General features: G+C 33.1%; 33 protein-coding genes. 5 read left to right on the forward strand and 28 right to left on the reverse strand.

Features of this window, described 5'->3' with window-relative positions; genetic code table 11:
* Positions 1-7: 7 nt before the first annotated feature.
* The 4 genes from L3X39_RS10735 (at position 8) to L3X39_RS10750 (ending at position 4,564) form a co-directional block, all read left to right on the forward strand.
* The gene (locus L3X39_RS10735; RefSeq protein WP_237231787.1) at positions 8-802 is read left to right on the forward strand and encodes a cation efflux transmembrane domain-containing protein; all 795 of its coding nucleotides are present in this window, start codon (positions 8-10) and stop codon (positions 800-802) included.
* Between the two features lie 75 nt (positions 803-877).
* On the forward strand, positions 878-1,780 hold the full coding sequence (locus L3X39_RS10740) for a FecR family protein (RefSeq protein ID WP_237231788.1): 903 nt from the start codon (positions 878-880) through the stop codon (positions 1,778-1,780).
* Positions 1,773-4,127 (forward strand): TonB-dependent receptor plug domain-containing protein, encoded by a 2,355-nt coding sequence (locus L3X39_RS10745; protein WP_237231789.1) that lies wholly within the window; start codon positions 1,773-1,775, stop codon positions 4,125-4,127. The genes L3X39_RS10740 and L3X39_RS10745 overlap by 8 nt, the downstream gene beginning before the upstream one ends.
* 71 nt (positions 4,128-4,198) lie before the next feature.
* Positions 4,199-4,564 (forward strand): DUF2200 domain-containing protein, encoded by a 366-nt coding sequence (locus L3X39_RS10750; RefSeq protein WP_237231790.1) that lies wholly within the window; start codon positions 4,199-4,201, stop codon positions 4,562-4,564.
* Here the strand turns inward: L3X39_RS10750 and argS are convergent, their stop codons facing one another.
* Positions 4,565-6,562 (reverse strand): arginine--tRNA ligase, encoded by a 1,998-nt coding sequence (argS, locus tag L3X39_RS10755; RefSeq protein WP_237231791.1) that lies wholly within the window; start codon positions 6,560-6,562, stop codon positions 4,565-4,567.
* Positions 6,563-7,035: 473 nt separating this feature from the next.
* Between argS and L3X39_RS10760 the strand changes: the two genes are divergently transcribed.
* A complete protein-coding gene (locus L3X39_RS10760) occupies positions 7,036-9,099 on the forward strand; it encodes a tetratricopeptide repeat-containing sensor histidine kinase (protein ID WP_237231792.1) in 2,064 nt (687 codons plus the stop codon).
* Between the two features lie 176 nt (positions 9,100-9,275).
* Here the strand turns inward: L3X39_RS10760 and ctlX are convergent, their stop codons facing one another.
* The 27 genes from ctlX to rpsC all read right to left on the reverse strand — a co-directional run bounded on the left by ctlX (position 9,276) and on the right by rpsC (position 26,205).
* Positions 9,276-10,208 (reverse strand): citrulline utilization hydrolase CtlX, encoded by a 933-nt coding sequence (gene ctlX, locus L3X39_RS10765; protein ID WP_237231793.1) that lies wholly within the window; start codon positions 10,206-10,208, stop codon positions 9,276-9,278.
* Between the two features lie 215 nt (positions 10,209-10,423).
* The gene (locus L3X39_RS10770) at positions 10,424-11,338 is read right to left on the reverse strand and encodes a dimethylarginine dimethylaminohydrolase family protein (protein WP_237231794.1); all 915 of its coding nucleotides are present in this window, start codon (positions 11,336-11,338) and stop codon (positions 10,424-10,426) included.
* Positions 11,339-11,406: 68 nt separating this feature from the next.
* Entirely contained in the window at positions 11,407-12,693 is a 1,287-nt protein-coding gene (locus L3X39_RS10775) for a citrate synthase (protein WP_237231795.1), read from the reverse strand.
* A gap of 170 nt (positions 12,694-12,863) precedes the next feature.
* Positions 12,864-14,156 carry a phosphopyruvate hydratase gene (eno, locus tag L3X39_RS10780; protein WP_237231796.1) on the reverse strand — a complete coding sequence of 431 codons (1,293 nt, stop codon included), beginning with the start codon at positions 14,154-14,156 and terminating at the stop codon, positions 12,864-12,866.
* Positions 14,157-14,312: 156 nt separating this feature from the next.
* Positions 14,313-15,416: a glutamine-hydrolyzing carbamoyl-phosphate synthase small subunit gene (gene carA / locus L3X39_RS10785; RefSeq protein WP_237231797.1), complete on the reverse strand. Its 1,104-nt coding sequence runs from the start codon at positions 15,414-15,416 to the stop codon at positions 14,313-14,315.
* Positions 15,417-15,501: 85 nt separating this feature from the next.
* Positions 15,502-15,978 carry a 50S ribosomal protein L17 gene (rplQ, locus tag L3X39_RS10790; protein ID WP_237231798.1) on the reverse strand — a complete coding sequence of 159 codons (477 nt, stop codon included), beginning with the start codon at positions 15,976-15,978 and terminating at the stop codon, positions 15,502-15,504.
* 68 nt (positions 15,979-16,046) lie between these two features.
* The gene (locus L3X39_RS10795) at positions 16,047-17,039 is read right to left on the reverse strand and encodes a DNA-directed RNA polymerase subunit alpha (RefSeq protein ID WP_237231799.1); all 993 of its coding nucleotides are present in this window, start codon (positions 17,037-17,039) and stop codon (positions 16,047-16,049) included.
* A 96-nt stretch (positions 17,040-17,135) separates the two neighbouring features.
* Positions 17,136-17,741, reverse strand: a complete 606-nt coding sequence (gene rpsD / locus L3X39_RS10800; RefSeq protein WP_237231800.1) for a 30S ribosomal protein S4 — start codon at positions 17,739-17,741, stop codon at positions 17,136-17,138.
* A 125-nt stretch (positions 17,742-17,866) separates the two neighbouring features.
* Positions 17,867-18,259, reverse strand: a complete 393-nt coding sequence (gene rpsK, locus L3X39_RS10805) for a 30S ribosomal protein S11 (RefSeq protein ID WP_237231801.1) — start codon at positions 18,257-18,259, stop codon at positions 17,867-17,869.
* Positions 18,260-18,364: 105 nt separating this feature from the next.
* The gene (gene rpsM, locus L3X39_RS10810) at positions 18,365-18,739 is read right to left on the reverse strand and encodes a 30S ribosomal protein S13 (RefSeq protein WP_237231802.1); all 375 of its coding nucleotides are present in this window, start codon (positions 18,737-18,739) and stop codon (positions 18,365-18,367) included.
* Between the two features lie 2 nt (positions 18,740-18,741).
* Entirely contained in the window at positions 18,742-18,858 is a 117-nt protein-coding gene (gene ykgO / locus L3X39_RS10815; RefSeq protein ID WP_013305171.1) for a type B 50S ribosomal protein L36, read from the reverse strand.
* A gap of 7 nt (positions 18,859-18,865) precedes the next feature.
* Positions 18,866-19,081 carry a translation initiation factor IF-1 gene (infA, locus tag L3X39_RS10820; RefSeq protein WP_028289261.1) on the reverse strand — a complete coding sequence of 72 codons (216 nt, stop codon included), beginning with the start codon at positions 19,079-19,081 and terminating at the stop codon, positions 18,866-18,868.
* A gap of 11 nt (positions 19,082-19,092) precedes the next feature.
* Positions 19,093-20,439: a preprotein translocase subunit SecY gene (secY, locus tag L3X39_RS10825; protein ID WP_237231803.1), complete on the reverse strand. Its 1,347-nt coding sequence runs from the start codon at positions 20,437-20,439 to the stop codon at positions 19,093-19,095.
* 14 nt (positions 20,440-20,453) lie between these two features.
* A complete protein-coding gene (rplO, locus tag L3X39_RS10830) occupies positions 20,454-20,906 on the reverse strand; it encodes a 50S ribosomal protein L15 (RefSeq protein ID WP_237231804.1) in 453 nt (150 codons plus the stop codon).
* A gap of 12 nt (positions 20,907-20,918) precedes the next feature.
* Positions 20,919-21,101: a 50S ribosomal protein L30 gene (gene rpmD / locus L3X39_RS10835; RefSeq protein ID WP_237231805.1), complete on the reverse strand. Its 183-nt coding sequence runs from the start codon at positions 21,099-21,101 to the stop codon at positions 20,919-20,921.
* A gap of 11 nt (positions 21,102-21,112) precedes the next feature.
* Complete coding sequence (rpsE, locus tag L3X39_RS10840) at positions 21,113-21,637, reverse strand: 30S ribosomal protein S5 (RefSeq protein ID WP_237231806.1); 525 nt, start codon at positions 21,635-21,637, stop codon at positions 21,113-21,115.
* Positions 21,638-21,644: 7 nt separating this feature from the next.
* A complete protein-coding gene (rplR, locus tag L3X39_RS10845; RefSeq protein WP_237231807.1) occupies positions 21,645-22,001 on the reverse strand; it encodes a 50S ribosomal protein L18 in 357 nt (118 codons plus the stop codon).
* A gap of 10 nt (positions 22,002-22,011) precedes the next feature.
* Complete coding sequence (rplF, locus tag L3X39_RS10850; RefSeq protein WP_237231808.1) at positions 22,012-22,554, reverse strand: 50S ribosomal protein L6; 543 nt, start codon at positions 22,552-22,554, stop codon at positions 22,012-22,014.
* Between the two features lie 17 nt (positions 22,555-22,571).
* Positions 22,572-22,970, reverse strand: coding sequence for a 30S ribosomal protein S8 (gene rpsH / locus L3X39_RS10855; protein ID WP_237231809.1), 399 nt, complete (start codon positions 22,968-22,970; stop codon positions 22,572-22,574).
* A 68-nt stretch (positions 22,971-23,038) separates the two neighbouring features.
* Positions 23,039-23,308: a 30S ribosomal protein S14 gene (gene rpsN / locus L3X39_RS10860; protein ID WP_040278732.1), complete on the reverse strand. Its 270-nt coding sequence runs from the start codon at positions 23,306-23,308 to the stop codon at positions 23,039-23,041.
* 3 nt (positions 23,309-23,311) lie between these two features.
* Positions 23,312-23,863, reverse strand: coding sequence for a 50S ribosomal protein L5 (gene rplE, locus L3X39_RS10865; protein WP_237231810.1), 552 nt, complete (start codon positions 23,861-23,863; stop codon positions 23,312-23,314).
* Between the two features lie 2 nt (positions 23,864-23,865).
* Entirely contained in the window at positions 23,866-24,177 is a 312-nt protein-coding gene (rplX, locus tag L3X39_RS10870; RefSeq protein ID WP_237231811.1) for a 50S ribosomal protein L24, read from the reverse strand.
* 12 nt (positions 24,178-24,189) lie between these two features.
* Positions 24,190-24,558: a 50S ribosomal protein L14 gene (gene rplN, locus L3X39_RS10875; protein ID WP_237231812.1), complete on the reverse strand. Its 369-nt coding sequence runs from the start codon at positions 24,556-24,558 to the stop codon at positions 24,190-24,192.
* 2 nt (positions 24,559-24,560) lie between these two features.
* Positions 24,561-24,818 carry a 30S ribosomal protein S17 gene (gene rpsQ, locus L3X39_RS10880; protein ID WP_072399584.1) on the reverse strand — a complete coding sequence of 86 codons (258 nt, stop codon included), beginning with the start codon at positions 24,816-24,818 and terminating at the stop codon, positions 24,561-24,563.
* A gap of 12 nt (positions 24,819-24,830) precedes the next feature.
* Complete coding sequence (gene rpmC, locus L3X39_RS10885; protein WP_237231813.1) at positions 24,831-25,022, reverse strand: 50S ribosomal protein L29; 192 nt, start codon at positions 25,020-25,022, stop codon at positions 24,831-24,833.
* Between the two features lie 13 nt (positions 25,023-25,035).
* A complete protein-coding gene (gene rplP / locus L3X39_RS10890) occupies positions 25,036-25,455 on the reverse strand; it encodes a 50S ribosomal protein L16 (RefSeq protein WP_237231814.1) in 420 nt (139 codons plus the stop codon).
* 21 nt (positions 25,456-25,476) lie between these two features.
* Complete coding sequence (gene rpsC / locus L3X39_RS10895) at positions 25,477-26,205, reverse strand: 30S ribosomal protein S3 (protein ID WP_237231815.1); 729 nt, start codon at positions 26,203-26,205, stop codon at positions 25,477-25,479.

Raw genomic sequence — 26,205 nt, forward strand, 5'->3', positions numbered from 1 at the left:
AAAGCAAATGCAAAAGACGCTATTTGAAATTTCTAAAATGGATTGTCCTTCTGAAGAAAACTTAATAAGGATGAAACTTGACGGAATTTCTTCCATTAAAAATTTAGATTTTGACATTGCAAACAGAAAATTAACTGTTTTTCATACTGGAAAAATTGATGAAATTGAAAAATTGATTTCAGAACTAAAACTTGGTGAAAGAAAAATAAAAACCGAAGATACTAACCAAACTGATTTTGTTGAAAACATAAATCAAAAAAAATTACTTTGGAGTGTTCTTCTAATCAACTTTCTGTTTTTCCTATTAGAAATGACCACTGGAATTATTTCTAAATCTATGGGACTTATTGCCGATAGTTTAGATATGCTCGCCGACTCCTTTGTTTATGGATTAAGCTTATTTGCAGTTGGGGGAAGTGTAATACGGAAAAGACGTATTGCTAAAATTGCTGGATATTTTCAAATTATACTTGCTTTAGTTGGTTTTACAGAAGTATTAAGACGTTTTTTTGGCACTGAAGAATTACCGAACTTTTCAACCATGATATTAATTTCAGTTCTTGCTCTAATAGCAAATGGAATATGTCTCTATTTGCTCCAAAAATCTAAAAGTAAAAATGAAGCGCATATGAAAGCAAGTATGATTTTTACTTCTAATGATGTTATTATAAATTTAGGGGTTATTATCGCTGGACTTTTAGTTAATTGGTTAAACTCGAATAAACCTGATTTAATTATTGGTACTATAGTTTTTATTCTTGTAATTCAAGGAGCAACAAGAATATTAAAACTTGGTAAATAATCATGAATTTAAAACTTTTTTCAACCCAAGGGTAGGAAAAAATAAAAGTTAATTGTTATATAGTTGAATAAGCAAATGATGAAAAGAGAAGAACTCATATCAAAATGGTTAGATAACAATCTAAATGATCAAGAGCTACAAGCGTTTAAAAACCTTGAAGACTATGATGATTTAGTTAAGTTACATACCAACTTGCAAGCTTTTAAAGCTGATGAATACGATACTTCTGCAGCGTTAGAAACCGTGTTATCTAAAATTAAAAGTAAAAAAGCACAACCAAAAACACATTGGATAAAACCATTTATGCGTGTTGCTGCTATACTTGCCGTTTGCTTTAGTCTTTATTATTATACGACAACTTTAGATACTACAATAACAACAACTGTGGCTCAAAAAACAACTATTGAGCTACCAGATGCATCAAGTGTTTCCCTCAACGCTAAATCGTTATTGGCATTTAATAAAAATCATTGGAAAAAAGAACGTGAAGTAGAGCTTGAAGGCGAAGCCTTTTTTAAAGTCGCTAAAGGTTCTTCATTCAACGTTATTACAAAATCAGGAACCGTAACGGTTTATGGTACTCAATTTAATGTAAAACAACGGGACAATTATTTTGAGGTTATTTGCTACGAAGGATTAGTTGGGGTTACTTACAATTCCATAGAAACTAAATTAAATCCTGGAGACAGTTTTTTAATTATTGATGGGAAAACAATTGCTAAAGAAAAAGAAAATCGCTCAACACCTTCGTGGTTAAATAACGAAAGTACTTTTAAAAGTATGCCTTATAAAACCGTTATTGCTGAATTTGAAAGACAATACAATGTTGATATTACCTTACTAGGAATTGATTCTACACAATTATTTACAGGTAATTTTACACACGATAATTTAGATGTGGCATTAAAATCAATTACCTTACCTTTACATGTAACCTATAGTAAAACTAACAATACTATAACATTAAGAGGTGAGTAGAAAACATGTACTTTCTATCTTTTTTTTATTGTTTTTTTTGAATGTTGCAACGCTAAAAGCCCAAACCGTTCAAAAAGAAAAACAACCCCTTATCACTATTTTAAAAGCACTGGAAGACCGATTTAATATTAGTTTTTCGTATGTTGATGAAAGCATAAAAAATAAAAAAGCAACGCCTTTAAGAGACGACTTTACATTAGAGGAAGCTTTAGAGTTTTTAAAACTTGAAACTGATTTAGATTTTGAGTTACTTGATAACCGTTTTGTGGCTATAAAAAAGGCTCAAAAAAACAATGGATTAGTTAATACTCAAAGGCTTGAAGAAGTTGTAGTAAGCAACTATTTAACATCGGGAATTACCAAATTAAACGATGGATCATTAACCATTAAACCCGAAACTTTTGGCATTCTACCAGGGCTTATAGAACCTGATGTTTTACAAACTATACAAGCATTACCTGGTGTTTTAAGCGCCGATGAAACTGTATCGAACATCAATGTTCGCGGTGGCACACACGACCAGAATTTACTGCTTTGGGATGGTATAAAAATGTATCAATCGGGACACTTTTTTGGTTTAATTTCTGCCTTTAACCCTTATACAACCAAACGGGTGAATGTTTATAAAAACGGAACCCGTGCCAAGTATGGCGATGGTATTTCTAGTATTATTGATATGCAATTACCAGATGATATTGACAATGAATTTAAAGCTGGATTGGGCTTTAATTTAATTAATGCTGATGGGTATGCAAAAATACCGCTTTCGGATAAAAGCGAGTTACAACTTTCAACACGTAGATCGATTACCGATTTAATAAACACCTCAACATTCGAGCAATATTCTAAACGCATCTTTCAGGATTCAGACTTCGAAAATGCAAAAAATAGCGGAACATCTATCTCTCAAAATGAATCGTTTTATTTTTACGATGTGACTACTAAATTTCTGTACGATGTAACTGAAAAGGATAAAATCCGTTTGCATTTTTATCATGTGTTTAACGACTTAAATTACGACGAACAATCCACAAGTAATGACCGAAGTGAAGCCTTAAACAGTAAGCTGACGCAACGTAATTCAGCCATTGGATTAACCTATACGAGAGACTGGACTAGCAAGCTTTCAACAACTACCCAAGTTTATGTTACCAATTATGATTTAGATGCTACTAATTTTGATATTTTAAACAACCAGCGTTTAATTCAAGAAAACCAGGTCTATGATGGTGCCGCAAAACTAGATGTTAATTACACTTATAATCATCAGTTAAAAATAAACGGAGGGTATCAATTTACAGAAGTTGGTATTAGCAATTTAGAAGACGTTAATAATCCAAATTTTAGAAGTTTTATTCGCGATGTTGTTAGAACACACGCTATTTATGGCGAAACAGGATTCCTATCTAATAATGCAAAAACAAAACTTGTTTTGGGTGCACGATTAAACAACCTACCTAAATTTAACATGTTTTTTTTAGAGCCCAGAATAAGTTTTAGCCAGCGGTTCTTAAATGATTTTAGATTCGAAGTTTTAGGAGAATTTAAAAGTCAGACTACCTCACAAATAATCGATTTACAAAACGATTTTTTAGGTATTGAAAACAGACGATGGGTATTAGCAAACAACAAGACGGAAGTGGAAGTTGTTAATAATAAAAACATATATCCTGTACCAATAGTAAAGAGCAAACAAGCATCGGTAGGGCTTCATTACAACAAAAATAAACTATTAATAAGTGCTGAGGGCTACATAAAAAAAGTAGATGGGATTACTACACGGAGCCAAGGTTTTCAAAACCAATATCAATTTGTAAATGCCATTGGGAGTTATAAAATTAAGGGTATCGACGTGTTACTCAATAAACAATTCAGTAATATTTTAGGTGGTTGGATTTCTTACTCATACAGCACTAATAATTATACTTTTAATGATTTAAATAATGGTGAATCTTTTCCTAATAATGCGGACATAAAACACGCATTAACTTTTGCTGGAACCTATACTAATAATAATATAAAGTTAGCTCTTGGTTTAAACTGGCACTCAGGAATACCAAACACGGAGCCTAGTGTCAACGACAACCCAGATGATGATATAATTACTTACTCAAGCCCAAATAGCACTAATCTAGAGGACTATTTACGTACTGATTTTTCTGCTACTTATGCGTTTAGCATCTCCGAAACTGCACACGCAACGGTTGGTGCATCCATATGGAATGTGCTGAATAAAAAAAATATTATAAATACTTACTACACCCTGGATGACCAAAACATGGTTAATAAAGTTGACAATGAGTCTTTAGGCATAACCCCAAATGTGAGTTTTAGAGTAAGTTTTTAAGTTTCACTTTTTAAAGAAAATGTTTTAACTTTAAAATTATTTAACATTTTAATCTATACCATTTAAAAGAAATGAAAAAAGCGTACAACCAAGATGAGCGTATTGCTAAAATGACTTTTGCTTCGGTTTATCCACATTATATTACAAAAGTTGAAAAGAAAGACAGAACCATAAGTGAATTACACCAAGTGATTGAATGGCTAACAGGCTACGACAAAAAAAAATTACAAGAACTCATTGAAAAAAAAGTAACATTTGAAGAATTCTTTGCAAATGCTAGTTTAAACCCAAATGCTTCATTAATAAAAGGCGTTATCTGCGGTTATCGTGTGGAAGACCTAGAAAACCCTTTAACGCAACAAGCAAGGTATCTGGACAAGTTAGTCGATGAACTTGCAAGAGGGCGAAAAATGGATAAAATTTTACGCACTCCTTAACTACATCCTTTCTGGAACTTGAATACCTAATAAACTAAAGCTGTTTTTTATAGTATTAGCAACCACACTTGAAAGTTGCACTCTTAAAGTTTTTTCATTGGCATTGTCCGCGCCAAGAATAGACACATTTTGATAAAACGAGTTAAACTCCTTAACCAAATCATAGGTGTAGTTTGCAATTAATGCAGGACTATGTTGCGATGCCGCATTTTGAACCACTTCTGGAAACAACTGTATTTGTTTAATAAGCTCCTTTTCTTTCGTATGTAGAGATGTTTCATCAGCATTCAACTTGATATTGGTATCAACATCTGCTTTTCTTAAAATAGATTGAATTCTCGCATAGGTATATTGAATAAAAGGTCCTGTATTCCCTTGAAAATCGATAGACTCTTTAGGATCGAATAAAATTCGTTTTTTAGGATCGACTTTTAGGATGTAATATTTTAAGGCACCCAGACCTATGGTTTTATAAAGTTCTTGCTTCTCTTCATCTGAATAACCATCTAACTTCCCTAATTCTTCAGATATTTCTTCAGCAGTTTTTGCCATATCTTCAATTAAGTCGTCCGCATCAACAACTGTACCCTCTCGACTCTTCATTTTTCCTGAAGGCAAATCTACCATTCCATAGCTTAAATGATACAAGCTTTTAGCCCATTCAAACCCTAATTTCTTAAGAATTAAAAACAATACTTGAAAATGATAATCTTGCTCATTACCTACAGTATAAACCATTCCACCAACATCGGGGAAATCTTTAATACGCTGTATAGCAGTACCAATATCTTGGGTCATATAAACTGCTGTACCATCAGCACGTTGAACTATTTTTTTATCAAGTCCATCTTCAGTTAAATCGCACCAAACAGAACCATCTTCTTCTTTTTGAAAAACACCTGACTTTAATCCTTCAGCAACAAATTCTTTTCCTAATAAATAGGTGTTACTCTCGTAATAGAGTGTATCGAAATCTACTCCTAAGTTTTTATAAGTTTCATTAAAACCTTCATACACCCAACCATTCATCATTTCCCAAAGTTCAACCGTTTCTTTATCACCTGCTTCCCATTTGCGCAACATTATATAAGCTTCAGACATTATTTCTGTTCGATTACGGGCATAATCATTTATAATGTCAATCTCTTTCTTTAATTTTTCTTTTTTTGATTTAATCTCATCCAGGTAAACAGAAGTTTCCTCTCTCAATTCAATCTTTATCTTTAAATCATCGATTATCTCTTTAATATCCTTAATCAGTTCAGCTTTCTGTTTTATTATATGACCCCCAACAACTGGAGGAGCTATATTACCCTCAATATAATTATCAAAAATAGGTTTTGCTTGCTTTTTTAGTTCTTCTTCAAACTTGACATAATAATTCCCAACTAATTTATCACCTTTCCTTAATTCAGGATTCAATGTAGTTTCTGGAGTTTCTTTTTTACCATCACTCCCATTAGGTGCAAAACGTTTCCACGCCAACATACTTTTACAAATATGAATGCCTCTATCGTTTATAATTTGTGTTTTATATACTTTTTTTCCCGACGCCTTTAAAATTTCAGCAACACTATACCCTAAAAGGTTATTTCTAATGTGTCCTAAATGCAAGGGTTTATTTGTGTTTGGTGAAGAATATTCAACCATAACAGCCTTATCTCCTTCTTTTGGAGTTACAAAACCAAAACTATTATCATCTTTTACATCATTAAAGAAGTTAAGGTAAAAAGAATCATTAATTTCAATATTCAAAAAGCCTTTTACAACATTAAACGCCTTTACATCATCTACTTTTTCAACTAAATAATTTCCTATAGTCTCACCAATTACAACTGGATTTCCTTTAACAAACCGTAACATAGGAAAAATAACAACCGTAATATCGCCAGCAAATTCTTTTCGCGTTGCTTGAAATTCTATAGTTTCTAATTCTACATTAAAATTAGATTTTACAGCTTGTTTAACATGTTTAAAAAGAATATCCTCAAGATTCATTTTATCAATTTTATAGGCTTGCAAAGATAGCAAGTTTTTTATCTTTTTCCAGTAATAATGGAAAAGCTTCCAAGCATAAGTAAATAAGTAATTAAGTTATCACACCAAAATGACAAAAATATCGTAACACCCTCTATTTCTGACGTTTATGTAAAACTTGAAAAAATTAAGGTTTAAAGTGCATTTCATCGACAAAAATGCTTTTTTTCTATGTTTTTTGCTGTTCATCTATTCGTCGATTTTTGTCCATTTTTTTTCTCGTCACTTCATCTAATTTATTGGTATTAAAACGCAGAAATTAGATTTTAATGGTGCTTTTTCCAACTTTTGCTAGGTAAAGCTATTAAACTAATCCATTCGGTTGGATAGTAACACTAACAAACAATTATAACTTTATAGAGCATCTTAATTTCCCTCAAATTAAGAATAACTTAGGTTGAGTGCTCTATAATGCGTTATAATTTAAATGTTGTATGAGGAGAATAATTACTTTTTTAATGTGTTTATCTGTATTCATTGGTTTATCCCAAACTAATGAAATAGATAGTCTTGCTATAGAACTCGCTTTTCAACAACAAGATTCAGTAAAGGTTGAAACTTCCTTAAATTTAATTAAAAGACTTTATAATGCGAAAGAATATGATAGAGCTTTTAAATACATTATTGAAAGTGAAAAACTCACAAACACCATTAACTACAAACGAGGCATTGCCGAAATAACCTATTACAAGGCATTAATTTATGCTCAAAAAGGAGACTACATTAACGCTATAAGTGGTTACACAAAATCAAAAACTCTTTTTAAAGCCCTAGATGATACTTTGAATATAGCTAAGGTTAATAATAGTATTGGTTTAATAGAAATTCAGCGTGGTAACTACGCAAAGGGTTTACAGTTTTCGCTTGCTGCCATTGAAGAACTGGAGAAAAGAAACCTTGTAAGCGATCTTAACATCGCATATAGTAACTTAGCTGAAGCCTATTATAATGTAGGTGCTTCTGAAAAAGCTATTGAGTTTTACACAAAAGCGGCCGAAATTCAAGAGCGCTTAAATGATGCTAAAGCTGTTAATGAGTCTAATATTAAATTAGCAGAGCTTTACTCTGAGAAAAAAGAACATAGAAAAGCAATAGACTACTACGAAAAAGTTTTAGCAAGTAGTCAATCTAATAATGATTCTATTCGTGGAAAAATTCTCCCAAGAATAGGTGGCGAATACTTAAAGTTTAATGACTACGACAAAGCCTCTAGATATTTAGTACAAGGGTATAACATTAACACGCGAAAAAACAATCAAGAAGATTTATTAATAACCTTAAACAATCTTGGTGATTTAAACCTACAACAAGACCGTTTAGTTTTAGCCGAAAGACAACTTACCGAAGCTGGAGAAATTGCAAAAAACTTAAATAATAAAGCAGAATTATTAAGGCATTATAAACTCATGAAAACATTAGACTCTACAAGAAAGCGATTTGATAGAGCTTTTGTATGGCAACGTGAGTATTATGAATTAAATAGAAGTTTAAATAGAAATAAGGTTGAGTTAAACCCTAGCAGTATTGAACCAGAAAACTTGGAACTAGACCCTGACTTTGATAAGCCTGCTAATACCTTGGTTACAGAACAACCTACCACTTCTTCACTTTCAGATTCTGATGATAGATTTAACCGGTTCAAACTAATTTTTTATGGTTTGTTAGGAGCCCTTGCTATTGTATCTACGTTTTTAGTTTTAATTTATTTAAAGCGAAATAGCAATATTAAGTACATGCAGGAGCTTGAAGAAAAAAATATTAAGATTGAATTACAAAACGAAGCTTTTCAAGAACAAACAAAGCATCTAGAAAATGTAAATAATGTAAAAGACAAACTATTCTCTATCGTATCACACGATTTAAAAGACTCGCTTTCCTCCATAAATGGCTTTATAGATTTACTAAAAGACGGCTCTTTATCAAGAGAAGAATTTGACAATTTAATACCTGAATTAAGCGAAAATGCCAACAACGCTTCATTGCTATTATTTAACTTACTAAACTGGTCTAAGTCTCAAATGCAGTCGTTGGAACCTAAGCCAACACTATTTGATGTTCAGGAAGTTTTTGAAGAAAAAATAAACCTTATCGAACAGCGTATGGAAAATAAAGGCATTACTTTGGTAGACCATTCGTTAAGAGACTTTGCTTATGCTGACAGAAGTATGTTCGAAATTGTTATTCAAAATTTACTTGCCAACGCCTTAAAGTTTTGTAAAAGTGGCGATACTATTACCGTATCCAACCATATAAGTAATGGCAGCTGTATTATAAGCGTTGCAGATACTGGAGTTGGTATCTCTAAACAAAATCTAGAAAAACTTTTTAAAAATACCTCTTTTACAACCGTAGGTACTAATAACGAAAAAGGAACAGGTTTAGGTTTATCTATTTGCAAAGAGTTGGTAGAACTTAATAATGGTAAAATTTGGGTGGAAAGCACACAAGGTGTAGGTAGTACTTTTTACGTACAATTACCAAAATCCAGACCGTCATAACATTTTATTTGGGCGTTACCCTTTAGGGTCGGGCTATCCGCTACAATCTTCTTGTGCTGAACTAGTTTCAGTATCCCATCAAAAAAAATATTTTCATTAAAATTTGAATTTCACTTAACTTTATAGTTGCACAAAAAGGATTTTCGCTATTATCCCTAACGCAAATGGAATAAGATTTAGGCTTTAGGCAAAAACACTTCAGCCATCATACAGCGTGCACTACCGCCTCCACAAGTTTCAATAGTACTTAAAGAACTGGATAGTATTTTACTGTGTTTTTCTAAAGTGCTTATTTGCTTAGATGTTAACGAATCATACGCAGCTTGACTCATTATCAAATAACGCACATCATTAGCGCCTCTCAATTGCAGCATATTTCCTGCAAAATTATTCATTTGTGTTTCTGTAATATCAATAATCTCTTTACCGTCCTCTTTTAAATGCGAAATCACATTTTTACGTTCCTTTTTATCGTCAATACTGGTTAAGCAAATTACAGCAAAGGTTTCACCTAAACACATCATAACATTAGTGTGATAAATTGGTTTGCGTACGCCGTCAACGGTTTGGTTAGCTGTAAAAATTATAGGCGTATACTCAAAATCTTCACAAAACTCTATAAACAAATCTTCATCAGCTCGGGGTGATAAGGCACAATACGCCTTATGATTTACGCGGTCTAGTAATAAACTACCTGTACCTTCTAGAAAAATGTTTTCTTCTTCAGCACTTGTATAATCAATAATGTTTTTTATTATAAACCCATGCGCTTCCAATGTTTCTAAAATATCTTCTCTACGCTCTAAACGTCTGTTTTCAGCAAACATTGGATAAAGTCCCACATTACCATTTTGGTGAAACGACACCCAATTATTAGGGAAAATAGAATCTGGAGTATCAGTTTCTTTTTTATCATCTACCACAATTACTTGCACTCCAACTGATCGAAGTTTTTCTACAAACATATCAAATTCCTGTTGAGCAAGACTATTGATTTCTTGATTTTTAATATCGATATCTTCTTGAAAATAGTTGTTTATCGCCGTTTGTTCATTCATTCTAAAATGAACCGGTCGAACCATTAAAATAGTATTTGTGGTTTGTTGCATTTTATTCCAAAATTATAATGCAAAAGTATAGCTTATTAAAGAATAAATTACTGTGCTTAATCTTAAAAAATTGATCTCATAAAAAATTTCAACTGACTATTTTTAACTTGAAGAACAATTCACTTTTGTTCAGATAGTTTAACATAAATATCCTATCCAACAATCAAAATATAACCCTATGCGAGTGTGCATATCTTATAAGTAGGCTGGAACGCTTAATCTCTAATTAAAGGCATGGTTGTACAGCGCAATAACCCTTCTTGCTTGCCAATTTCAGCATAAGGTACTTCCTCGACGGTAAACCCTTGTTTTCGTAACCAAGTATTTAATCGTGTAAAGTTTTTTTCAGAGATAATAACATCCTCAGAAATAGAAAAAATATTACTATTCATATCATACATCTCCTCTTTAGTAATTTCAAACACATTGCTCTTTCCAAAGAAATTTACCAACCATTCATATTCCTTTTCAATTAAAAATCCGTTTTTATGAATAATCGCTTTTCCCTTTCCTAGGGGATTAAAACAGCAATCTAAATGCAACGCGTTTTCTTTTGCATTGGTGTTGGATTTTCTAAGCTCGAACGACTTTACTATTTTGTTTGGAAATAGTTCTTGTATAGCAATTACGGCATCCATATTCGTTCGTGCTGTAATTAAATCTGAGTAGTCTTCCCCAGAATATGTACCAATAAAAATATAATCATTAAAGGGCATAACATCACCGCCTTCAACATGACATTCTTCTGGCAGTACTATTCTGTTTGCTCTATCTATCTGGTTCCAAACATATCGAATAGCTTCAATTTCTTGCTCTCTATCCGGTAAAATATTAGCACGAATAATTTTATCCTCTATAACAAAAGCAATATCTCTAGAAAAAATTTGGTTACAATCTTCAATAACTTCTGGTCTATAAACTTTTACGCCGTATTTTTCAAATACTTTGGCCACAACATCCATTTCATAAATCATATCTGATTCTTTTGGATACGTTCCAGCCAAGACATGCTCAATACTTTTAGGGTCATAACAATCCTCTACTCTAGGTACAGGGCCGTTACTTTCTGCCGTTCCTAAAATAACCGAACGAAGTCTTGAAGTTTCATTTTTTATATTGAGTTTTATCATGCTGTAAATATAAAAAAGCCTCACAAGTATTACTTATGAAGCTCTTTCTTTTTTAAAATATAATAAAATTATCTTTTGTTTATCGGCACAAATTTTCTTTCGGTAGCACCTATGTAAATTTGTCTCGGTCTTCCAATAGGTTCTTTACGTAAACGCATTTCACGCCATTGAGCTATCCAACCAGGTAAACGACCTAAAGCAAACATTACCGTAAACATATCAGTTGGTATACCCATACCTCTATAAATAATACCTGAATAAAAGTCTACGTTCGGATATAATTTTCTGTCTACAAAATATTTATCCTCCAATGCTTCCTTTTCAAGTCCTTTGGCGATATCTAAAATTGGGTCTTCAATTCCCAAATCTCCTAATACCTCATCAGCAGCTTTTTTGATGATTTTAGCTCGTGGATCGAAATTTTTGTACACACGATGTCCGAATCCCATTAAACGGAAAGGATCACTTTTGTCTTTAGCTTTCGCCATATATTTTTTAGTATCTCCTCCATCTTCTTTTATGGCCTCAAGCATTTCTAGTACTGCTTGGTTAGCACCACCGTGAAGTGGTCCCCAAAGTGCTGAGATACCAGCAGAAATTGAAGCAAATAAACCTGCATGCGACGACCCTACAATTCTAACAGTAGATGTAGAACAGTTCTGTTCATGGTCTGCATGAAGAATTAAAAGTTTATCTAAAGCATTAACTAATATTTTATTTTGAACATAACAAGCATTTGGTTGCCTAAACATCATTTTCAAAATGTTCTCAACATATCCTAAAGAGTTATCTCCATAATCAAGAGGTAAACCTTGTTTTTTACGAAGTGTCCATGCTACTAAAACAGGAAATTTTCCTAAAATTCTTACCACCGATTTATACATATCTTCTTCAGAGTTCACATTTACTGATGAAGGGTTGAAAGCTGTTAATGCGCTGGTTAAAGATGAAATAACACCCATTGGATGAGCTGCTTTAGGAAAAGCATCCAAAATCTTTTTTACATCCTCGTCTACTACAGATTGAGCTTTAATATCAGCATGAAATTTCTCGTTTTGCGCTTTAGTTGGAAGCTCACCAAAAATTAATAAATACGCAACCTCTAAAAAATCAGCTTTTTCAGCTAATTCCTCAATCGAATATCCTCTATACCTTAAAATTCCTTTCTCACCATCCAAAAAAGTAATAGCACTTTCGCAGGACCCTGTATTTTTGTATCCTGGGTCAATTGTAATTACGCCACCAGTATCACTTCTAAGTTTGGTAATATCTATTGCAACTTCATTTTCTGTTCCTTTAATTAAGGGAAATTTATTTTTTTTACCGTTAATTTCTATAGTAGCTGTATTTGCCATCCTTTTAGTGCGTTTATTTAATTAAGTGGAACGCTAAATTACGAAATATCTATTTATTTTTTAAGATTATCGCAAACGATTTAGTTGATTTGAGAATTATTAAAACTGATGGTAAATAAAAAAGCGATTGTTAAAAAAACAATCGCTTTTTTAAAAATTTCAAAATGCTCTTATTTTAATTTAAACGCTTTTTCTTGCGGAAAATAAGCAACCTCTCCTAATTCTTCCTCAATTCGAAGTAACTGGTTGTATTTAGCCATACGGTCACTACGGGAAGCTGAACCTGTTTTTATTTGTCCACAATTCAATGCAACAGCTAAATCTGCAATAGTGTTATCTTCAGTTTCTCCTGAACGATGTGACATTACAGATGTATACCCCACATTTTTAGCCATATTTACAGCCGCAATGGTTTCCGTTAAAGATCCAATTTGATTTACCTTAATTAAGATTGAATTGGCAATACCATTTTCAATACCTCTTGACAAACGCTCTACATTGGTTACAAATAAATCATCACCTACTAATTGTACTTTATCTCCAATTTTTTCAGTTAATAATTTCCAACCTTCCCAGTCGTTTTCATCCATTCCGTCTTCAATTGAAATGATAGGATACTTTGCACTTAATTCAGCTAAATATTGAGCTTGTTCAGCAGATGTTCTAACTTTTCCTTTATCTCCCTCAAATTTTGCATAGTCATATTTGCCGTTTACATAAAATTCTGCAGACGCACAATCTAGAGCAATCATTATATCATCACCAAATGTATATCCAGCCTTTTCAACAGCTAATTTAATAGAGTCTAAAGCATCTTCAGTACCTCCTGCTAAATTTGGTGCAAAACCACCTTCATCACCTACTGCAGTACTTAAACCTCTATCATGTAATACTTTTTTAAGATGATGGAAAATCTCCGTTCCCATTTGCATAGCATGTGTAAAACTTTTTGCTTTCACCGGCATAATCATAAATTCTTGAAACGCAATTGGAGCATCAGAATGTGATCCACCGTTAATAATATTCATCATTGGAACTGGTAAGGTATTTGCCGAAACACCACCAACATAACGATATAATGGCATATTTAGTTCGTTTGCTGCTGCCTTAGCAACAGCTAAAGAAACCCCTAAAATAGCGTTAGCTCCTAATTTTGATTTGTTTGGTGTGCCATCTAAATCAATCATCATGCGATCGATTAAGTTTTGTTCAAATACTGAAACACCTACTAATTCTTGGGCAATGATTGAGTTTACATTGTCTACAGCTTTTAAAACACCTTTGCCCATATATGCTTTACCACCATCACGGAGTTCTACCGCTTCGTGCTCTCCTGTTGAAGCTCCTGAAGGAACGGCTGCTCTTCCTAAAACATCATTCTCTGTTACAACATCTACTTCAACAGTAGGGTTCCCTCTTGAATCTAAAATTTGTCTCGCGTGGATATTTATTATAATACTCATATTCGGTTAATTTTATACTTTAATTATTCAAATTTACGGTTAAATCTTGTTTTTAATATGTCATTATAAAAGAAAATGATAAAATGCCCTCTATAACGTTTTAGTAAAATAAAACCTCAAAAACGGTTTAACGTTGATGAGGTTTTTATTGTGATTCTATTTTTTAATATTCTCAATAAACTGATCAAAAAGATACGATGAGTCATGTGGACCAGGGCTTGCTTCAGGATGATACTGCACCGAAAAACAATTTTTATTTTTCATTGCTAAACCGGCTACCGTATGGTCGTTTAAGTGTACATGAGTAATTTCCAAGTCTGGATGCTTCTCTGCTTCTTCTCTATTTACCGCAAATCCATGATTTTGAGAAGTTATTTCTCCTCTACCCGTAATAACATTTTTTACAGGATGATTAATCCCTCTATGCCCATTGTGCATTTTATAAGTAGAAACTCCGTTTGCTAAAGCAATTACTTGGTGTCCTAGGCATATTCCAAATAATGGTAAGTTTCTTTTAATAACTTCTTTTGCAACTTCTTGAGCTTCAACTAAAGGTTCAGGATCTCCAGGTCCGTTTGATAAGAAATAACCATCAGGTTTAAAAGCCTCTAATTCTTCAAACTTAGCATTGTATGGAAACACTTTTATGTAAGCATCTCTACTGGCTATATTTCGAAGAATATTCTTTTTAATTCCAATATCTAAAGCAGCTACTTTATAAGTAGCATTCTCATTCCCAAAATAGTAAGGTTCTTTAGTTGATACTTTAGATGCTAGCTCTAATCCATTCATATCTGGTACTTCTGCTAGTTGCTTTTTTAATTCATCTATGTTATCAACATCTGTAGATATTACTGCATTCATTGCTCCATGATCTCTAATATAGCTTACTAAGGCTCTGGTATCCACATCCGAAATAGCTAAAAGATTATTTTTATCTAAAAAACTCTCTAAGGACTCATCAGCAGCAGGTCTAGAGTATTCGTAATTAAAGTTTTTGACGATAAGTCCAGCAATTTTTACAGAATCAGATTCCACTTCATCGGCATTCGTCCCGTAGTTGCCTATATGTGCATTGGTTGCTACCATTATTTGTCCAAAATATGATGGATCAGTAAAAATTTCTTGATATCCAGTCATTCCTGTATTAAAACAAACTTCGCCAAAAGCGCTTCCTTGTTTATTACCAACTGCCTTACCGTGAAAAATAGTACCATCTGCAAGTAGAACGATGGCTTTTTGTCGTTTTTGATATTTCATTCCTAAAAAAAGTTTTACAAAATTGCATAAAAAAAAGGATAAACTAAAATAGTTTACCCTTTATATATTAAACGCTTATTAACATTTATTCTTCCTCTTCGTTTGTTGCTTTCGTTTCAACAACAGGAGCTGCAGCAGGCTTACTTCCACCTCTTCTACTTCTTCTAGTTGTTTTCTTCTTAGCTTTGTCGGCATTGTAGATTTCGTTATAGTCTACAAGCTCTATCATAGCCATATCAGCATTATCTCCTAAACGATTACCAAGTTTGATAATTCTTGTATATCCTCCTGGTCTGTCAGCTACTTTAGCAGCTACTTCTCTAAATAATTCCGCAACAGCTTCTTTTTGTCTAAGACGAGACATTACAATACGTCTGTTATGTGTTGTATCTTCTTTAGACTTAGTAATCATTGGCTCAACAAATTGCTTTAATGCTTTTGCTTTTGCAACTGTTGTATTAATACGTTTATGTTCAATTAATGAACATGCCATATTTGCCAACATAGACTTTCTGTGCGCTGTTTTTCTACCTAAATGGTTAATTTTTTTTCCGTGTCTCATGACCTTTGTTTTAAACCTTTATCTTGCTACTACCCTTTTTTGAGGAGCAAACTATAAAGGAGTTAGAATTAATCTTTATCTAATTTATATTTGCTTAAATCCATTCCGAAGTTCAAACCTTTAACATTTACAAGCTCTTCAAGCTCAGTTAATGATTTTTTACCAAAATTACGGAACTTCATTAAATCGTTTTTATTGAATGACACTAAGTCTCCTAAAGTGTCTACTTCTGCAGCTTTTAAACAATTAAGTGCACGAACAGATAAATCCATATCGATTAACTTAGTTTTAAGCAACTGACGCATGTGAAGTGATTCTTCATCATAAGTTTCAGTTTGTGCAATCTCATCAGCTTCTAATGTAATACGCTCATCAGAGAATAACATGAAGTGGTGAATTAACGTTTTTGCCGCTTCAGTTAAAGCGTCTTGTGGCGTAATAGAACCATCTGTAATGATTTCAAAAACTAATTTTTCGTAATCAGTTTTTTGCTCAACACGATAGTTTTCTATACTATACTTAACGTTTTTAATCGGCGTATAAATTGAATCTGTAAAGATTGTTCCTATTGGTGCAGCTGGTTTTTTGTTCTCTTCTGCAGGCACATAACCTCTACCTTTTTCAATTGTGATTTCCAAATTTAAATTTACTTTAGGATCTAAGTTACAGATTACTAATTCTGTATTTAACACTTGGAATCCTGAAATGAATTTTTGAAAATCTCCAGCTGTAATACGATCTTGACCAGAAATTGAAATTGAAATTGATTCGTTATCAATATCTTCAATTTGTCTTTTAAAACGAATTTGTTTTAAGTTTAGGATGATTTCTGTTACATCCTCAACCACTCCAGCAATTGCTGAAAATTCATGATCTACACCTTCGATTCTAACCGATGTAATAGCAAATCCTTCTAATGAAGAAAGTAAAACTCTTCTCAGTGCATTGCCAACTGTTAAACCGTAACCAGGTTCTAAAGGTCTGAATTCGAATTTTCCTTCGAAATCAGTAGAATCAATCATGATTACTTTGTCTGGTTTTTGAAAATTAAATACTGCCATTTATTTCTTCGTTTTAATTGTCATTTGGTTGCGCGGTTTAAAAGTTTGAAGAAATACTTATAAACCCTTTGGCCAAATACCAATATTATTAATTTATTATTTAGAATATAATTCGACGATGAATTGTTCGTTTATGTTTTCTGGAATTTGAATTCTTGCTGGAACAGAAACATAAGTTCCTTCCTTAGTTGCATCGTTCCAAGTAATCCACTCATAAACATGATTTGAATTTGAAAGTGACTTTTCAATGGCTTCAAGTGATTTTGACTTTTCTCTTACCGCCACAACGTCTCCTGCTTTTAATTGGTAAGAAGGAATATTTACTAATTCCCCATTTACAGTAATATGTCTGTGAGACACTAATTGTCTTGCAGCACTTCTAGTAGGAGCAATTCCCATTCTGAAAACTACATTATCCAATCTAGATTCACAAAGTTGTAATAAAACTTCACCTGTAATACCTTGCGCAGCTCTTGCACTTTTAAATAAGTTTCTGAATTGACGTTCTAATATACCATAAGTATATTTTGCCTTTTGCTTTTCTTGTAATTGAATTGCATATTCAGATTTTTTTCCACGTCTTCTGTTGTTTCCGTGTTGACCTGGAGGGTAATTTCTTTTTTCGAACGACTTATCGTCTCCGAATATAGCTTCACCAAATTTACGAGCTATTTTAGTTTTAGGACCAGTATATCTTGCCATTTTAAATTGTTGTTTTTAAGAGTGATTATGAATTAAGGTCTTAATCTTATCCTTCGATAATCGTTGATCTCTTGGTTGATACTTGTTAATAATTCTATTTTAAAGTAATCCGAAATTAATTCAGATTATACTCTTCTACGTTTTGGAGGACGACATCCATTATGTGGCAATGGAGTAACATCAATAATTTCAGTTACTTCAATACCTGCATTATGAATAGAACGGATAGCAGATTCTCTACCATTTCCTGGTCCTTTTACATACACTTTTACTTTCTTTAAGCCAGCTTCTTGTGCTACAGCAGCAGCATCTTCAGCAGCTAATTGGGCAGCATAAGGTGTATTTTTCTTAGAACCTCTAAATCCCATTTTACCAGCCGAAGACCATGAAATTACATCGCCTTTTTTGTTGGTTAATGAAATAATGATGTTGTTAAAAGATGCATTTATATGCGCTTCTCCTACAGAGTCTACAATAACTTTACGTTTTTTTGTACTCTTCGTATTTGTTTTTGCCATATTATTATATAGTTTTCCGTTCTTAGTTGATAGTCGCTAGAATCCTAAACCTTTTATAATTTCAAACAGATTCCTTCCAACGTCTAATTACTAAAAAACTAATTATTATTTAGTTGCTTTTTTCTTGTTAGCAACCGTTTTTCTTCTACCTTTTCTAGTTCTAGAGTTGTTTTTTGTACGTTGGCCTCTTAAAGGAAGTCCAGATCTGTGACGAATACCACGGTAACATCCAATATCCATTAATCGCTTAATGTTTAATTGTGTTTCTGAACGTAATTCACCTTCAATTGTGAAAGTACCTACAGATTCACGAATATTACTAATTTCATCATCTGTCCAATCTTGAACTTTAGTACTTTCGTCAACTTTAGCTTCTGCTAAAATTTCTTTAGCTCTACTTCTACCTATACCATAGATATACGTTAAAGCTACTACTCCTCTTTTGTTTTTTGGTATGTCTACACCTGCAATTCTTGCCATAATTACCCTTGTCTTTGTTTAAATCTAGGATTCTTTTTGTTTATCACGTAAAGTCTACCTTTTCTACGCACGATTTTACAATCTGCGCTTCTTTTTTTAACTGATGCTCTTACTTTCATCTTGTTATTAGTATCTATAAGTTATTCGAGCCTTTGATAAATCATAAGGACTCATTTCTAATTTTACTTTGTCTCCCGGTAACAATTTAATGTAATGCATACGCATTTTACCAGAAATATGTGCCGTCACAATGTGACCATTCTCTAATTCTACACGGAACATAGCATTTGATAATGCTTCTATAATTGTTCCGTCTTGTTCTATTGCTGCTTGTTTTGCCATAGTATAAATTTTTAAGCTACTGCTTTTCTATTTTTACCAGTCTTCATCAAACCATCATAGTGTCTATTCAACAAATAAGAATTTATTTGCTGCATAGTGTCAATTGCAACTCCAACCATAATCAATAAAGAAGTACCTCCAAAAAATAAAGACCATCCTTGTTGAACTCCCATAAGTTTAACTATAAATGCTGGGAACACAGCAATAAGAGCTAAAAATATAGAACCCGGTAATGTGATTTGAGACATTATTTTATCCAAATATTCTGATGTTTCAGAACCTGGACGAATGCCTGGAATAAAACCACCACTGCGTTTTAAATCATCCGCCATTTTATTTGTAGGTACAGTAATAGCTGTATAAAAGTATGTAAATACTATAATTAACAGTGCAAACGTAATATTGTACCACAAACCAAAAATATCTGAATAATTAGTTTGCATCCATGCACCAACTGTTGTCTCCTTCAAGAAAGAAGATCCACCAATTAAGCTAGGTACAAACATAATTGCTTGAGCAAATATAATAGGCATAACCCCAGACGCATTTAGCTTTAAAGGGATATACTGTCTTGAACCAGCCATAGCACTTTTCTCGTAACCACCAGAAGCTGTTCTTCTTGCATATTGTACTGCTATTTTTCTAACACCCATAACTAACATGATAGACGCTAAAATAATAACGAACCAAATTACCAATTCAAAAAGGATTAACATAACATTATTTCCTTCTAATCTTGTAGCAGCATTTTGTAAAAATGCTTGTGGTAACGTAGCAATAATACCTACCATAATTAATAACGAAATACCATTACCAATTCCTTTGTCAGTTATCTTTTCTCCTAACCACATAGCAAATATACAGCCCGTTACTAATATTGTAACTGATGAGAAATAAAACAATGGACCTGTACCTAATAAGAATGCACTAGCTGGAATACCTAATGCTGGCAAACTAGCTAAATATCCTGGTGCTTGTAATAAACAAATAGCAATCGTTAACCAACGCGTAATTTGGTTGATTTTCTTTTGACCACTTGCTCCCTCTTTTTGCAATTTCTGCAAATAAGGAATTGCTATACCCATTAATTGTACCACAATAGAAGCAGAAATGTATGGCATAATTCCTAGTGCAAATACGGAAGCATTCGCAAATGCTCCACCCGTAAAGGCATTAAGTAAACCAAGTAGCCCACCATCAGTACTATCTGCTAAACCTCCTAATTGAGACGCATCAATACCAGGTAAAACAACTTGTGCACCAAAACGATAAACTAATAACAGACCCAATGTAACTATGATTCTGTTTCTTAGTTCCTCTATTTTCCAAACATTCTTTAACGATTCTATAAATTTCATACTTATAATACGTCTTATAAAGTTACAGCTTCTCCTCCGGCAGCTTCAATAGCAGCTTTTGCTGAAGCAGTAAACTTATGAGCAGATACTTTTAATTTTGACTTTAATTCTCCACGTCCTAAAATTTTAACTAGGTCATTTTTTCCAACCAAACGATTAGCAAATAGAATTTCAAAATCTACTGTATCTTTTATTTTCTTCTCGTCAACCAATTGCTGCAAAGTATCTAAATTGATACCTTGATATTCAACACGGTTAATATTTGTAAAACCAAACTTAGGCACACGTCTTTGAAGTGGCATTTGTCCTCCTTCAAATCCTACTTTTTTAGAATATCCAGAACGCGATTTAGCTCCTTTGTGACCGCGTGTAGCAGTACCACCTTTACCAGAACCTTGTCCTCTTCCTATTCTTTTCCCTTGGTTTTTTACTGAACCTTCTGCAGGTTTTAAATTACTTAAATCCATTTTTCAGTTATATTATTTTGTTTCTTCAACAGAAACTAAATGTGAAACTTTAGCAACCATACCAAGTATATTTGGTGTAGCTTCAAACTCTTTTACTTGACCAATCTTTTTAAGACCAAGAGCTTCTAAAGTTCTTTTTTGTCTTAGCGTACGATTGATAGCGCTTTTAACCTTTGTTACTTTAATCTTTGCCATTTCTGTCTGTATTAAGCGTTAAAAACTTTTTCAAGTGAAATACCTCTATCTCTAGCAATTGTGTTTGCATCTCTTAATTGTAATAAAGCATCAAAAGTTGCTTTTACAACATTATGAGGATTTGATGACCCTTGAGATTTTGATAGTACATCATGTACACCAACTGCCTCTAACACTGTTCTTACAGCACCACCTGCAATTACACCTGTACCAGGAGCAGCAGGAATAATATTTACTCTAGCGCCACCGTATTTACCTTTTTGCTCGTGAGGTAAAGTTCCTTTTATGATAGGAATTCTAACTAGGTTTTTCTTTGCGTCTTCAACAGCTTTTGCAATTGCACTAGCCACATCTTTAGATTTTCCTAAACCTTGTCCTACAACACCCGCTTCATCACCAACCACAACGATTGCCGAAAAACCAAATGCTCTACCACCTTTAGTTACTTTGGTAACTCTTTGTACACCAACTAAACGATCTTTAAGATCTAATCCACCTGGTTTTACTAACTCTGCACTTTTATATTTTTGAAACATAATTTTCTTAGAATTTAAGTCCGCCTTCTCTAGCTCCTTCGGCTAATGATTTAACTCTACCATGGTATAAGTATCCACCTCTATCAAAAGCGATAGTTTCTACTCCTGCTTTTAAAGTTTTTTCAGCAAGCGCTTTACCAACTAGTTTAGCTACTTCTGTTTTATTTGCTTTGGCAGCATTTATATCTTTATCTCTTGAAGATGCTGAACTAATAGTTTTACCAGTAACATCATCAACAATTTGAGCATAAATTTCTTTATTACTTCTATAAACAGCTAATCTCGGTCTTGCTTCTGTACCAGAAACAACCTTACGGATTCTGTTTTTTATTCTTAGTCTTCTTTCGTTTTTTGTTAACGCCATAACTTAATTATTAAGCTGATTTACCTGCTTTTCTTCTAATTACCTCACCAACAAACTTAATTCCTTTACCTTTATAAGGCTCTGGCTTTCTAAAACCACGAATTTTTGCAGCTACTTGACCTACAAGTTGTTTATCAAATGATGTTAATTTTACAATTGGATTTTTTCCTTTTTCTGAAATCGTTTCCACTTTTACTTCAGGAGCAATATCCATTACTATGTTATGTGAAAATCCTACGGCTAAATCTAATTTTTGTCCTTGGTTGGATGCTCTGTAACCTACACCTACCAATTCCAACTCTTTAGTCCATCCTTTAGACACACCTTTAATCATATTGTTCATTAAAGATCTGTATAAACCATGCTTAGCCTTTTGATCTTTAGAATCAGAAGAACGTGTAACCCATACGCTACCATCTTCAACTTTTATTTCAATAGAATCGTAATTCTGTGTTAACTCTCCTAATTTTCCCTTTACAGTTACTACGTTATCTTTAACCTCAACTGTTACACCTTCTGGAATGGCTACTGGATTATTTCCTATTCTTGACATTTCTTTTAGGTTTTAAATTAGTAAACGTAACACAATACTTCGCCACCTACATTATCTCTTTTAGCTTGTTTACCAGTCATAACTCCATGAGAAGTTGATACAATGGCAATCCCAAGACCGTTAAGGATTCTAGGTAGTTCATTAGAACCTGCGTACTTACGTAAACCTGGTTTACTTATTCTTTCAATTTTCTTTATTACAGGTTCTTTAGTTTCTTTATTGTACTTAAGTGCAATTTTAATTGTCCCTTGTACTGTAGAATCATCAAACTTGTAACTTAAAATATATCCTTGCTCGAATAATATTTTAGTGATGTCTTTTTTAAGATTAGATGCAGGAATTTCAACCACTCTGTGGTTTGCACGTACTGCATTTCTAATTCTTGTCAAATAATCCGCAATTGGATCTGTGTACATAATGAATTGATTTTGTGATTTTGGTTTTCAACGTATGCTGAACCTTAAATCTGATTATTTAAATAATATTACCAACTTGCTTTTCTAACTCCAGGAATTAAACCTTGATTAGCCATTTCTCTAAAAGTTACACGAGAAATACCAAATGTTCTCATATATCCTTTTGGTCTTCCTGTTAATTTACATCTATTATGTTGACGAATAGGAGATGCATTTTTAGGTAACTTTTGTAACGCTTCATAATCTCCAGCTTCTTTTAAAGCTTTGCGTTTTTCAGCATACTTTGCAACCGTTTTTGCTCTTTTTACCTCACGGGCTTTCATTGATTCTTTAGCCATATCTTAGTTCTTTTTAAAAGGTACTCCTAATTCGGTTAATAATGATTTTGCTTCTTTATCAGTATCTGCAGAAGTTACAAATGTAATATCCATACCAGAGATTTTATTAACTTTATCAATGTTAATCTCAGGAAATATAATTTGCTCAGTAACTCCTAAATTGTAGTTACCTCTTCCGTCAAAACCTGTAGCTTTTATTCCGTTAAAATCTCTTACACGTGGAAGTGCAGAAGTTACTAAACGGTCTAAAAACTCATACATTCTTTCGCCACGTAAAGTTACTTTTGCCCCAATTGGCATACCTTTACGTAATTTGAAAGATGCAACGTCTTTTTTAGAAATTGTTGCTACGGCTTTTTGTCCGGATATAGTAGTTAATTCTTCTACTGCGTAGTCAACTAACTTTTTATCTGCAACAGCTGCTCCAACTCCTTTAGATATTACTATCTTTTGTAGTTTAGGAACTTGCATTACATTTTTATATCCAAATTCTTCTGTAAGAGCTGCAATTACTCTGCTTTTATACTCTTCTTTAAGTCTAGGTGAATATGCCATAACTATATTACTTCATTAGATTTTGTTGAAAATCTTACTTTTTTATCACCTTCTATTCTAAACCCAACTCGTGTTGTTTCTCCTTTTGAAGTTAACAACGATAAGTTAGAAATATGAATAGCGGCTTCTTTCTCTACGATTCCTCCTTGAGGATTTTGTGCACTTGGTTTAGTGTGTTTCTTAACCAAATTTACACCCTCAACAATCGCTTTGTTCTTATCTATCAATACCTTTTGTACTTTACCTTCAGACCCTTTATGATCTCCAGCAATTACTTTTACAGTATCTCCAGTTTTTATTTTAAGCTTTGTCATCTTAATAATGTATTAAAGCACCTCAGGTGCTAATGATACAATTTTCATGAATTGTTTATCACGAAGTTCTCTAGCAACCGGACCAAAAACACGAGTACCTCTCATTTCCCCTTGAGGATTTAAAAGCACACAAGCATTATCATCAAATCTTATATAAGATCCGTCTGGTCTTCTTACTTCTTTAGTTGTACGAACAACAACTGCAGTTGAAACAGCACCTTTTTTAATGTTTCCATTAGGCGTTGCATCTTTAACTGAAACAACAATTTTGTCTCCTACAGAAGCATATCTTCTTTTAGTACCACCTAGAACACGGATAGTTAAAACTTCCTTGGCTCCAGTGTTATCTGCTACTTTTAATCTTGATTCTTGCTGTAACATAATTATTTAGCTCTTTCAATTATTTCAACTAATCTCCAACATTTAGATTTACTTAAAGGTCTTGTTTCCATGATCTTTACTGTATCTCCAATGTTACAATCGTTTGTTTCGTCGTGTGCAACATATTTTTTTGTTTTTAACACGAACTTACCATACATAGGGTGTTTTACTTTTTTAACTTCAGCAACCACAATTGATTTCTGCATTTTGTTACTAGTAACTACTCCTATACGTTCTTTTCTTAAATTTCTTGTTTCCATCTTTCAGCAGAATTATTGTAATTCTCTTTTAGTTAATTCAGTCGCAATTCTAGCTACGGTACGTCTTATTGTACGTAATTGAATTGGATTTTCTAAAGGAGATATTGCATGAGCCAATTTTAGGTCTGAATAACTCTTTTTTGTTTCACCAAGTTTTTCTTGTAACTCAGCTACAGATAATTCTTTAATCTCTGATTGTTTCATAATATCAAATAAATTATGCTTCGTAATCTCTTGCGATTAAAAACTTAGTTTTTACAGGTAATTTTTGTGCTGCTAAACGTAATGCTTCTTTTGCAACGTCTAAAGGCACACCACCTATTTCAAATAAAACTCTTCCTGGTTTTACAACAGCTACCCAATACTCAACGGCACCTTTACCTTTACCCATACGTACTTCAAGAGGCTTTTTTGTAATAGGCTTGTCTGGAAATATTTTAATCCAAAGCGAACCTTCTCTTTTCATGTAACGTGTAGCGGCAATACGTGCTGCTTCAATTTGACGCGCTGTTAAAAAATTAGAGTCTAATGATTTTATTCCAAAAGTACCATATGAAAGTTGATGACCTCTTTGAGAGATACCTTTCATACGTCCCTTTTGTTGCTTACGAAATTTTGTTCTTTTAGGCTGTAACATTTTTCTTTACTTTATAAAAAATTACTTTCTACGACGAGGTTTATTGTCTCTGTTTCCACCACGTCCTCCGGCTCCAGCTTTTCCTTGCTTCTTAGATAAACCAACAAGTGGAGAAAGCTCTCTCTTACCATATACTTCACCTTTCATAATCCATACTTTAACACCCAATCTACCATAAGTAGTGTGTGCCTCAACTAAAGCATAATCAATATCGGCTCTAAAGGTTGATAAAGGAATACGTCCTTCTTTATAGTGTTCAGAACGTGCCATTTCAGCACCATTCAAACGACCACTAATTTGGATTTTAATTCCTTCAGCATTCATACGCATAGTAGCAGCAATAGCCATTTTTATGGCACGACGATATGAAATTCTGTTTTCAATTTGACGTGCAATACTTGATCCTACTAAAAATGCATCTAGTTCAGGTCTTTTAATTTCAAAAATGTTAATCTGAACTTCTTTCCCAGTAATTTTCTTAAGTTCTTCTTTTAACTTGTCTACCTCTTGTCCGCCTTTCCCGATAATAATACCTGGTCTTGCAGTAGTGATAGTAACGGTTACAAGTTTTAAAGTTCTTTCAATAATTACTCTACTTACACTAGCTTTAGATAAACGCGCGTGAACGTATTTTCTAATCTTATCGTCTTCGGCAAGTTTATCACCATAATCGTTTCCTCCGTACCAGTTAGATTCCCATCCTCTGATAATTCCTAAGCGATTTCCGATTGGATTTGTTTTTTGTCCCAT

The sequence above is a fragment of the Flaviramulus multivorans genome, from assembly GCF_021728415.1.
In the GTDB taxonomy this organism is placed as follows: Bacteria; Bacteroidota; Bacteroidia; order Flavobacteriales; family Flavobacteriaceae; genus Sabulilitoribacter; species Sabulilitoribacter multivorans.

Bases quoted from the DNA above. Each gene is read 5' to 3' on its own strand.
- rplO (WP_237231804.1), bottom strand. From the start codon at position 20,906: ATGGATTTAAGTAATTTAAAACCTGCAGAAGGTTCAGTAAAAAACCAA.
- rpsN (WP_040278732.1), bottom strand. From the start codon at position 23,308: ATGGCTAAAGAATCAATGAAAGCCCGTGAGGTAAAAAGAGCAAAAACG.
- L3X39_RS10735 (WP_237231787.1), top strand. From the start codon at position 8: ATGCAAAAGACGCTATTTGAAATTTCTAAAATGGATTGTCCTTCTGAA.
- eno (WP_237231796.1), bottom strand. From the start codon at position 14,156: ATGAGTATTATAATAAATATCCACGCGAGACAAATTTTAGATTCAAGA.
- rplE (WP_237231810.1), bottom strand. From the start codon at position 23,863: ATGGCATATTCACCTAGACTTAAAGAAGAGTATAAAAGCAGAGTAATT.
- rpmD (WP_237231805.1), bottom strand. From the start codon at position 21,101: ATGGCAAAGATTAAAGTAACAAAGGTTAAAAGCGCTATCAATCGTACG.
- rplX (WP_237231811.1), bottom strand. From the start codon at position 24,177: ATGACAAAGCTTAAAATAAAAACTGGAGATACTGTAAAAGTAATTGCT.
- argS (WP_237231791.1), bottom strand. From the start codon at position 6,562: ATGAATCTTGAGGATATTCTTTTTAAACATGTTAAACAAGCTGTAAAA.
- rplQ (WP_237231798.1), bottom strand. From the start codon at position 15,978: ATGAGACACGGAAAAAAAATTAACCATTTAGGTAGAAAAACAGCGCAC.
- infA (WP_028289261.1), bottom strand. From the start codon at position 19,081: ATGGCAAAACAAGCAGCAATAGAACAAGACGGAACAATTATAGAAGCA.
- rpsC (WP_237231815.1), bottom strand. From the start codon at position 26,205: ATGGGACAAAAAACAAATCCAATCGGAAATCGCTTAGGAATTATCAGA.
- ykgO (WP_013305171.1), bottom strand. From the start codon at position 18,858: ATGAAAGTAAGAGCATCAGTTAAAAAAAGAAGCGCAGATTGTAAAATC.
- rpmC (WP_237231813.1), bottom strand. From the start codon at position 25,022: ATGAAACAATCAGAGATTAAAGAATTATCTGTAGCTGAGTTACAAGAA.
- rpsQ (WP_072399584.1), bottom strand. From the start codon at position 24,818: ATGGAAACAAGAAATTTAAGAAAAGAACGTATAGGAGTAGTTACTAGT.
- rplR (WP_237231807.1), bottom strand. From the start codon at position 22,001: ATGGCGTTAACAAAAAACGAAAGAAGACTAAGAATAAAAAACAGAATC.
- rpsE (WP_237231806.1), bottom strand. From the start codon at position 21,637: ATGTTTCAAAAATATAAAAGTGCAGAGTTAGTAAAACCAGGTGGATTA.
- rpsH (WP_237231809.1), bottom strand. From the start codon at position 22,970: ATGTACACAGATCCAATTGCGGATTATTTGACAAGAATTAGAAATGCA.
- L3X39_RS10740 (WP_237231788.1), top strand. From the start codon at position 878: ATGATGAAAAGAGAAGAACTCATATCAAAATGGTTAGATAACAATCTA.
- L3X39_RS10775 (WP_237231795.1), bottom strand. From the start codon at position 12,693: ATGGCAAATACAGCTACTATAGAAATTAACGGTAAAAAAAATAAATTT.
- carA (WP_237231797.1), bottom strand. From the start codon at position 15,416: ATGAAATATCAAAAACGACAAAAAGCCATCGTTCTACTTGCAGATGGT.
- rplN (WP_237231812.1), bottom strand. From the start codon at position 24,558: ATGTTACAGCAAGAATCAAGATTAAAAGTAGCAGATAACACTGGAGCC.
- L3X39_RS10750 (WP_237231790.1), top strand. From the start codon at position 4,199: ATGAAAAAAGCGTACAACCAAGATGAGCGTATTGCTAAAATGACTTTT.
- L3X39_RS10760 (WP_237231792.1), top strand. From the start codon at position 7,036: ATGAGGAGAATAATTACTTTTTTAATGTGTTTATCTGTATTCATTGGT.
- rpsM (WP_237231802.1), bottom strand. From the start codon at position 18,739: ATGGCAAGAATTGCAGGTGTAGACATACCAAAAAACAAAAGAGGAGTA.
- rplP (WP_237231814.1), bottom strand. From the start codon at position 25,455: ATGTTACAGCCTAAAAGAACAAAATTTCGTAAGCAACAAAAGGGACGT.
- secY (WP_237231803.1), bottom strand. From the start codon at position 20,439: ATGAAATTTATAGAATCGTTAAAGAATGTTTGGAAAATAGAGGAACTA.
- L3X39_RS10770 (WP_237231794.1), bottom strand. From the start codon at position 11,338: ATGATAAAACTCAATATAAAAAATGAAACTTCAAGACTTCGTTCGGTT.
- rplF (WP_237231808.1), bottom strand. From the start codon at position 22,554: ATGTCAAGAATAGGAAATAATCCAGTAGCCATTCCAGAAGGTGTAACA.
- ctlX (WP_237231793.1), bottom strand. From the start codon at position 10,208: ATGCAACAAACCACAAATACTATTTTAATGGTTCGACCGGTTCATTTT.
- rpsK (WP_237231801.1), bottom strand. From the start codon at position 18,259: ATGGCAAAAACAAATACGAAGAGTACAAAAAAACGTAAAGTTATTGTA.
- L3X39_RS10795 (WP_237231799.1), bottom strand. From the start codon at position 17,039: ATGGCAGTATTTAATTTTCAAAAACCAGACAAAGTAATCATGATTGAT.
- rpsD (WP_237231800.1), bottom strand. From the start codon at position 17,741: ATGGCAAGATATACTGGTCCTAAAACTAAAATAGCTCGTAAATTTGGT.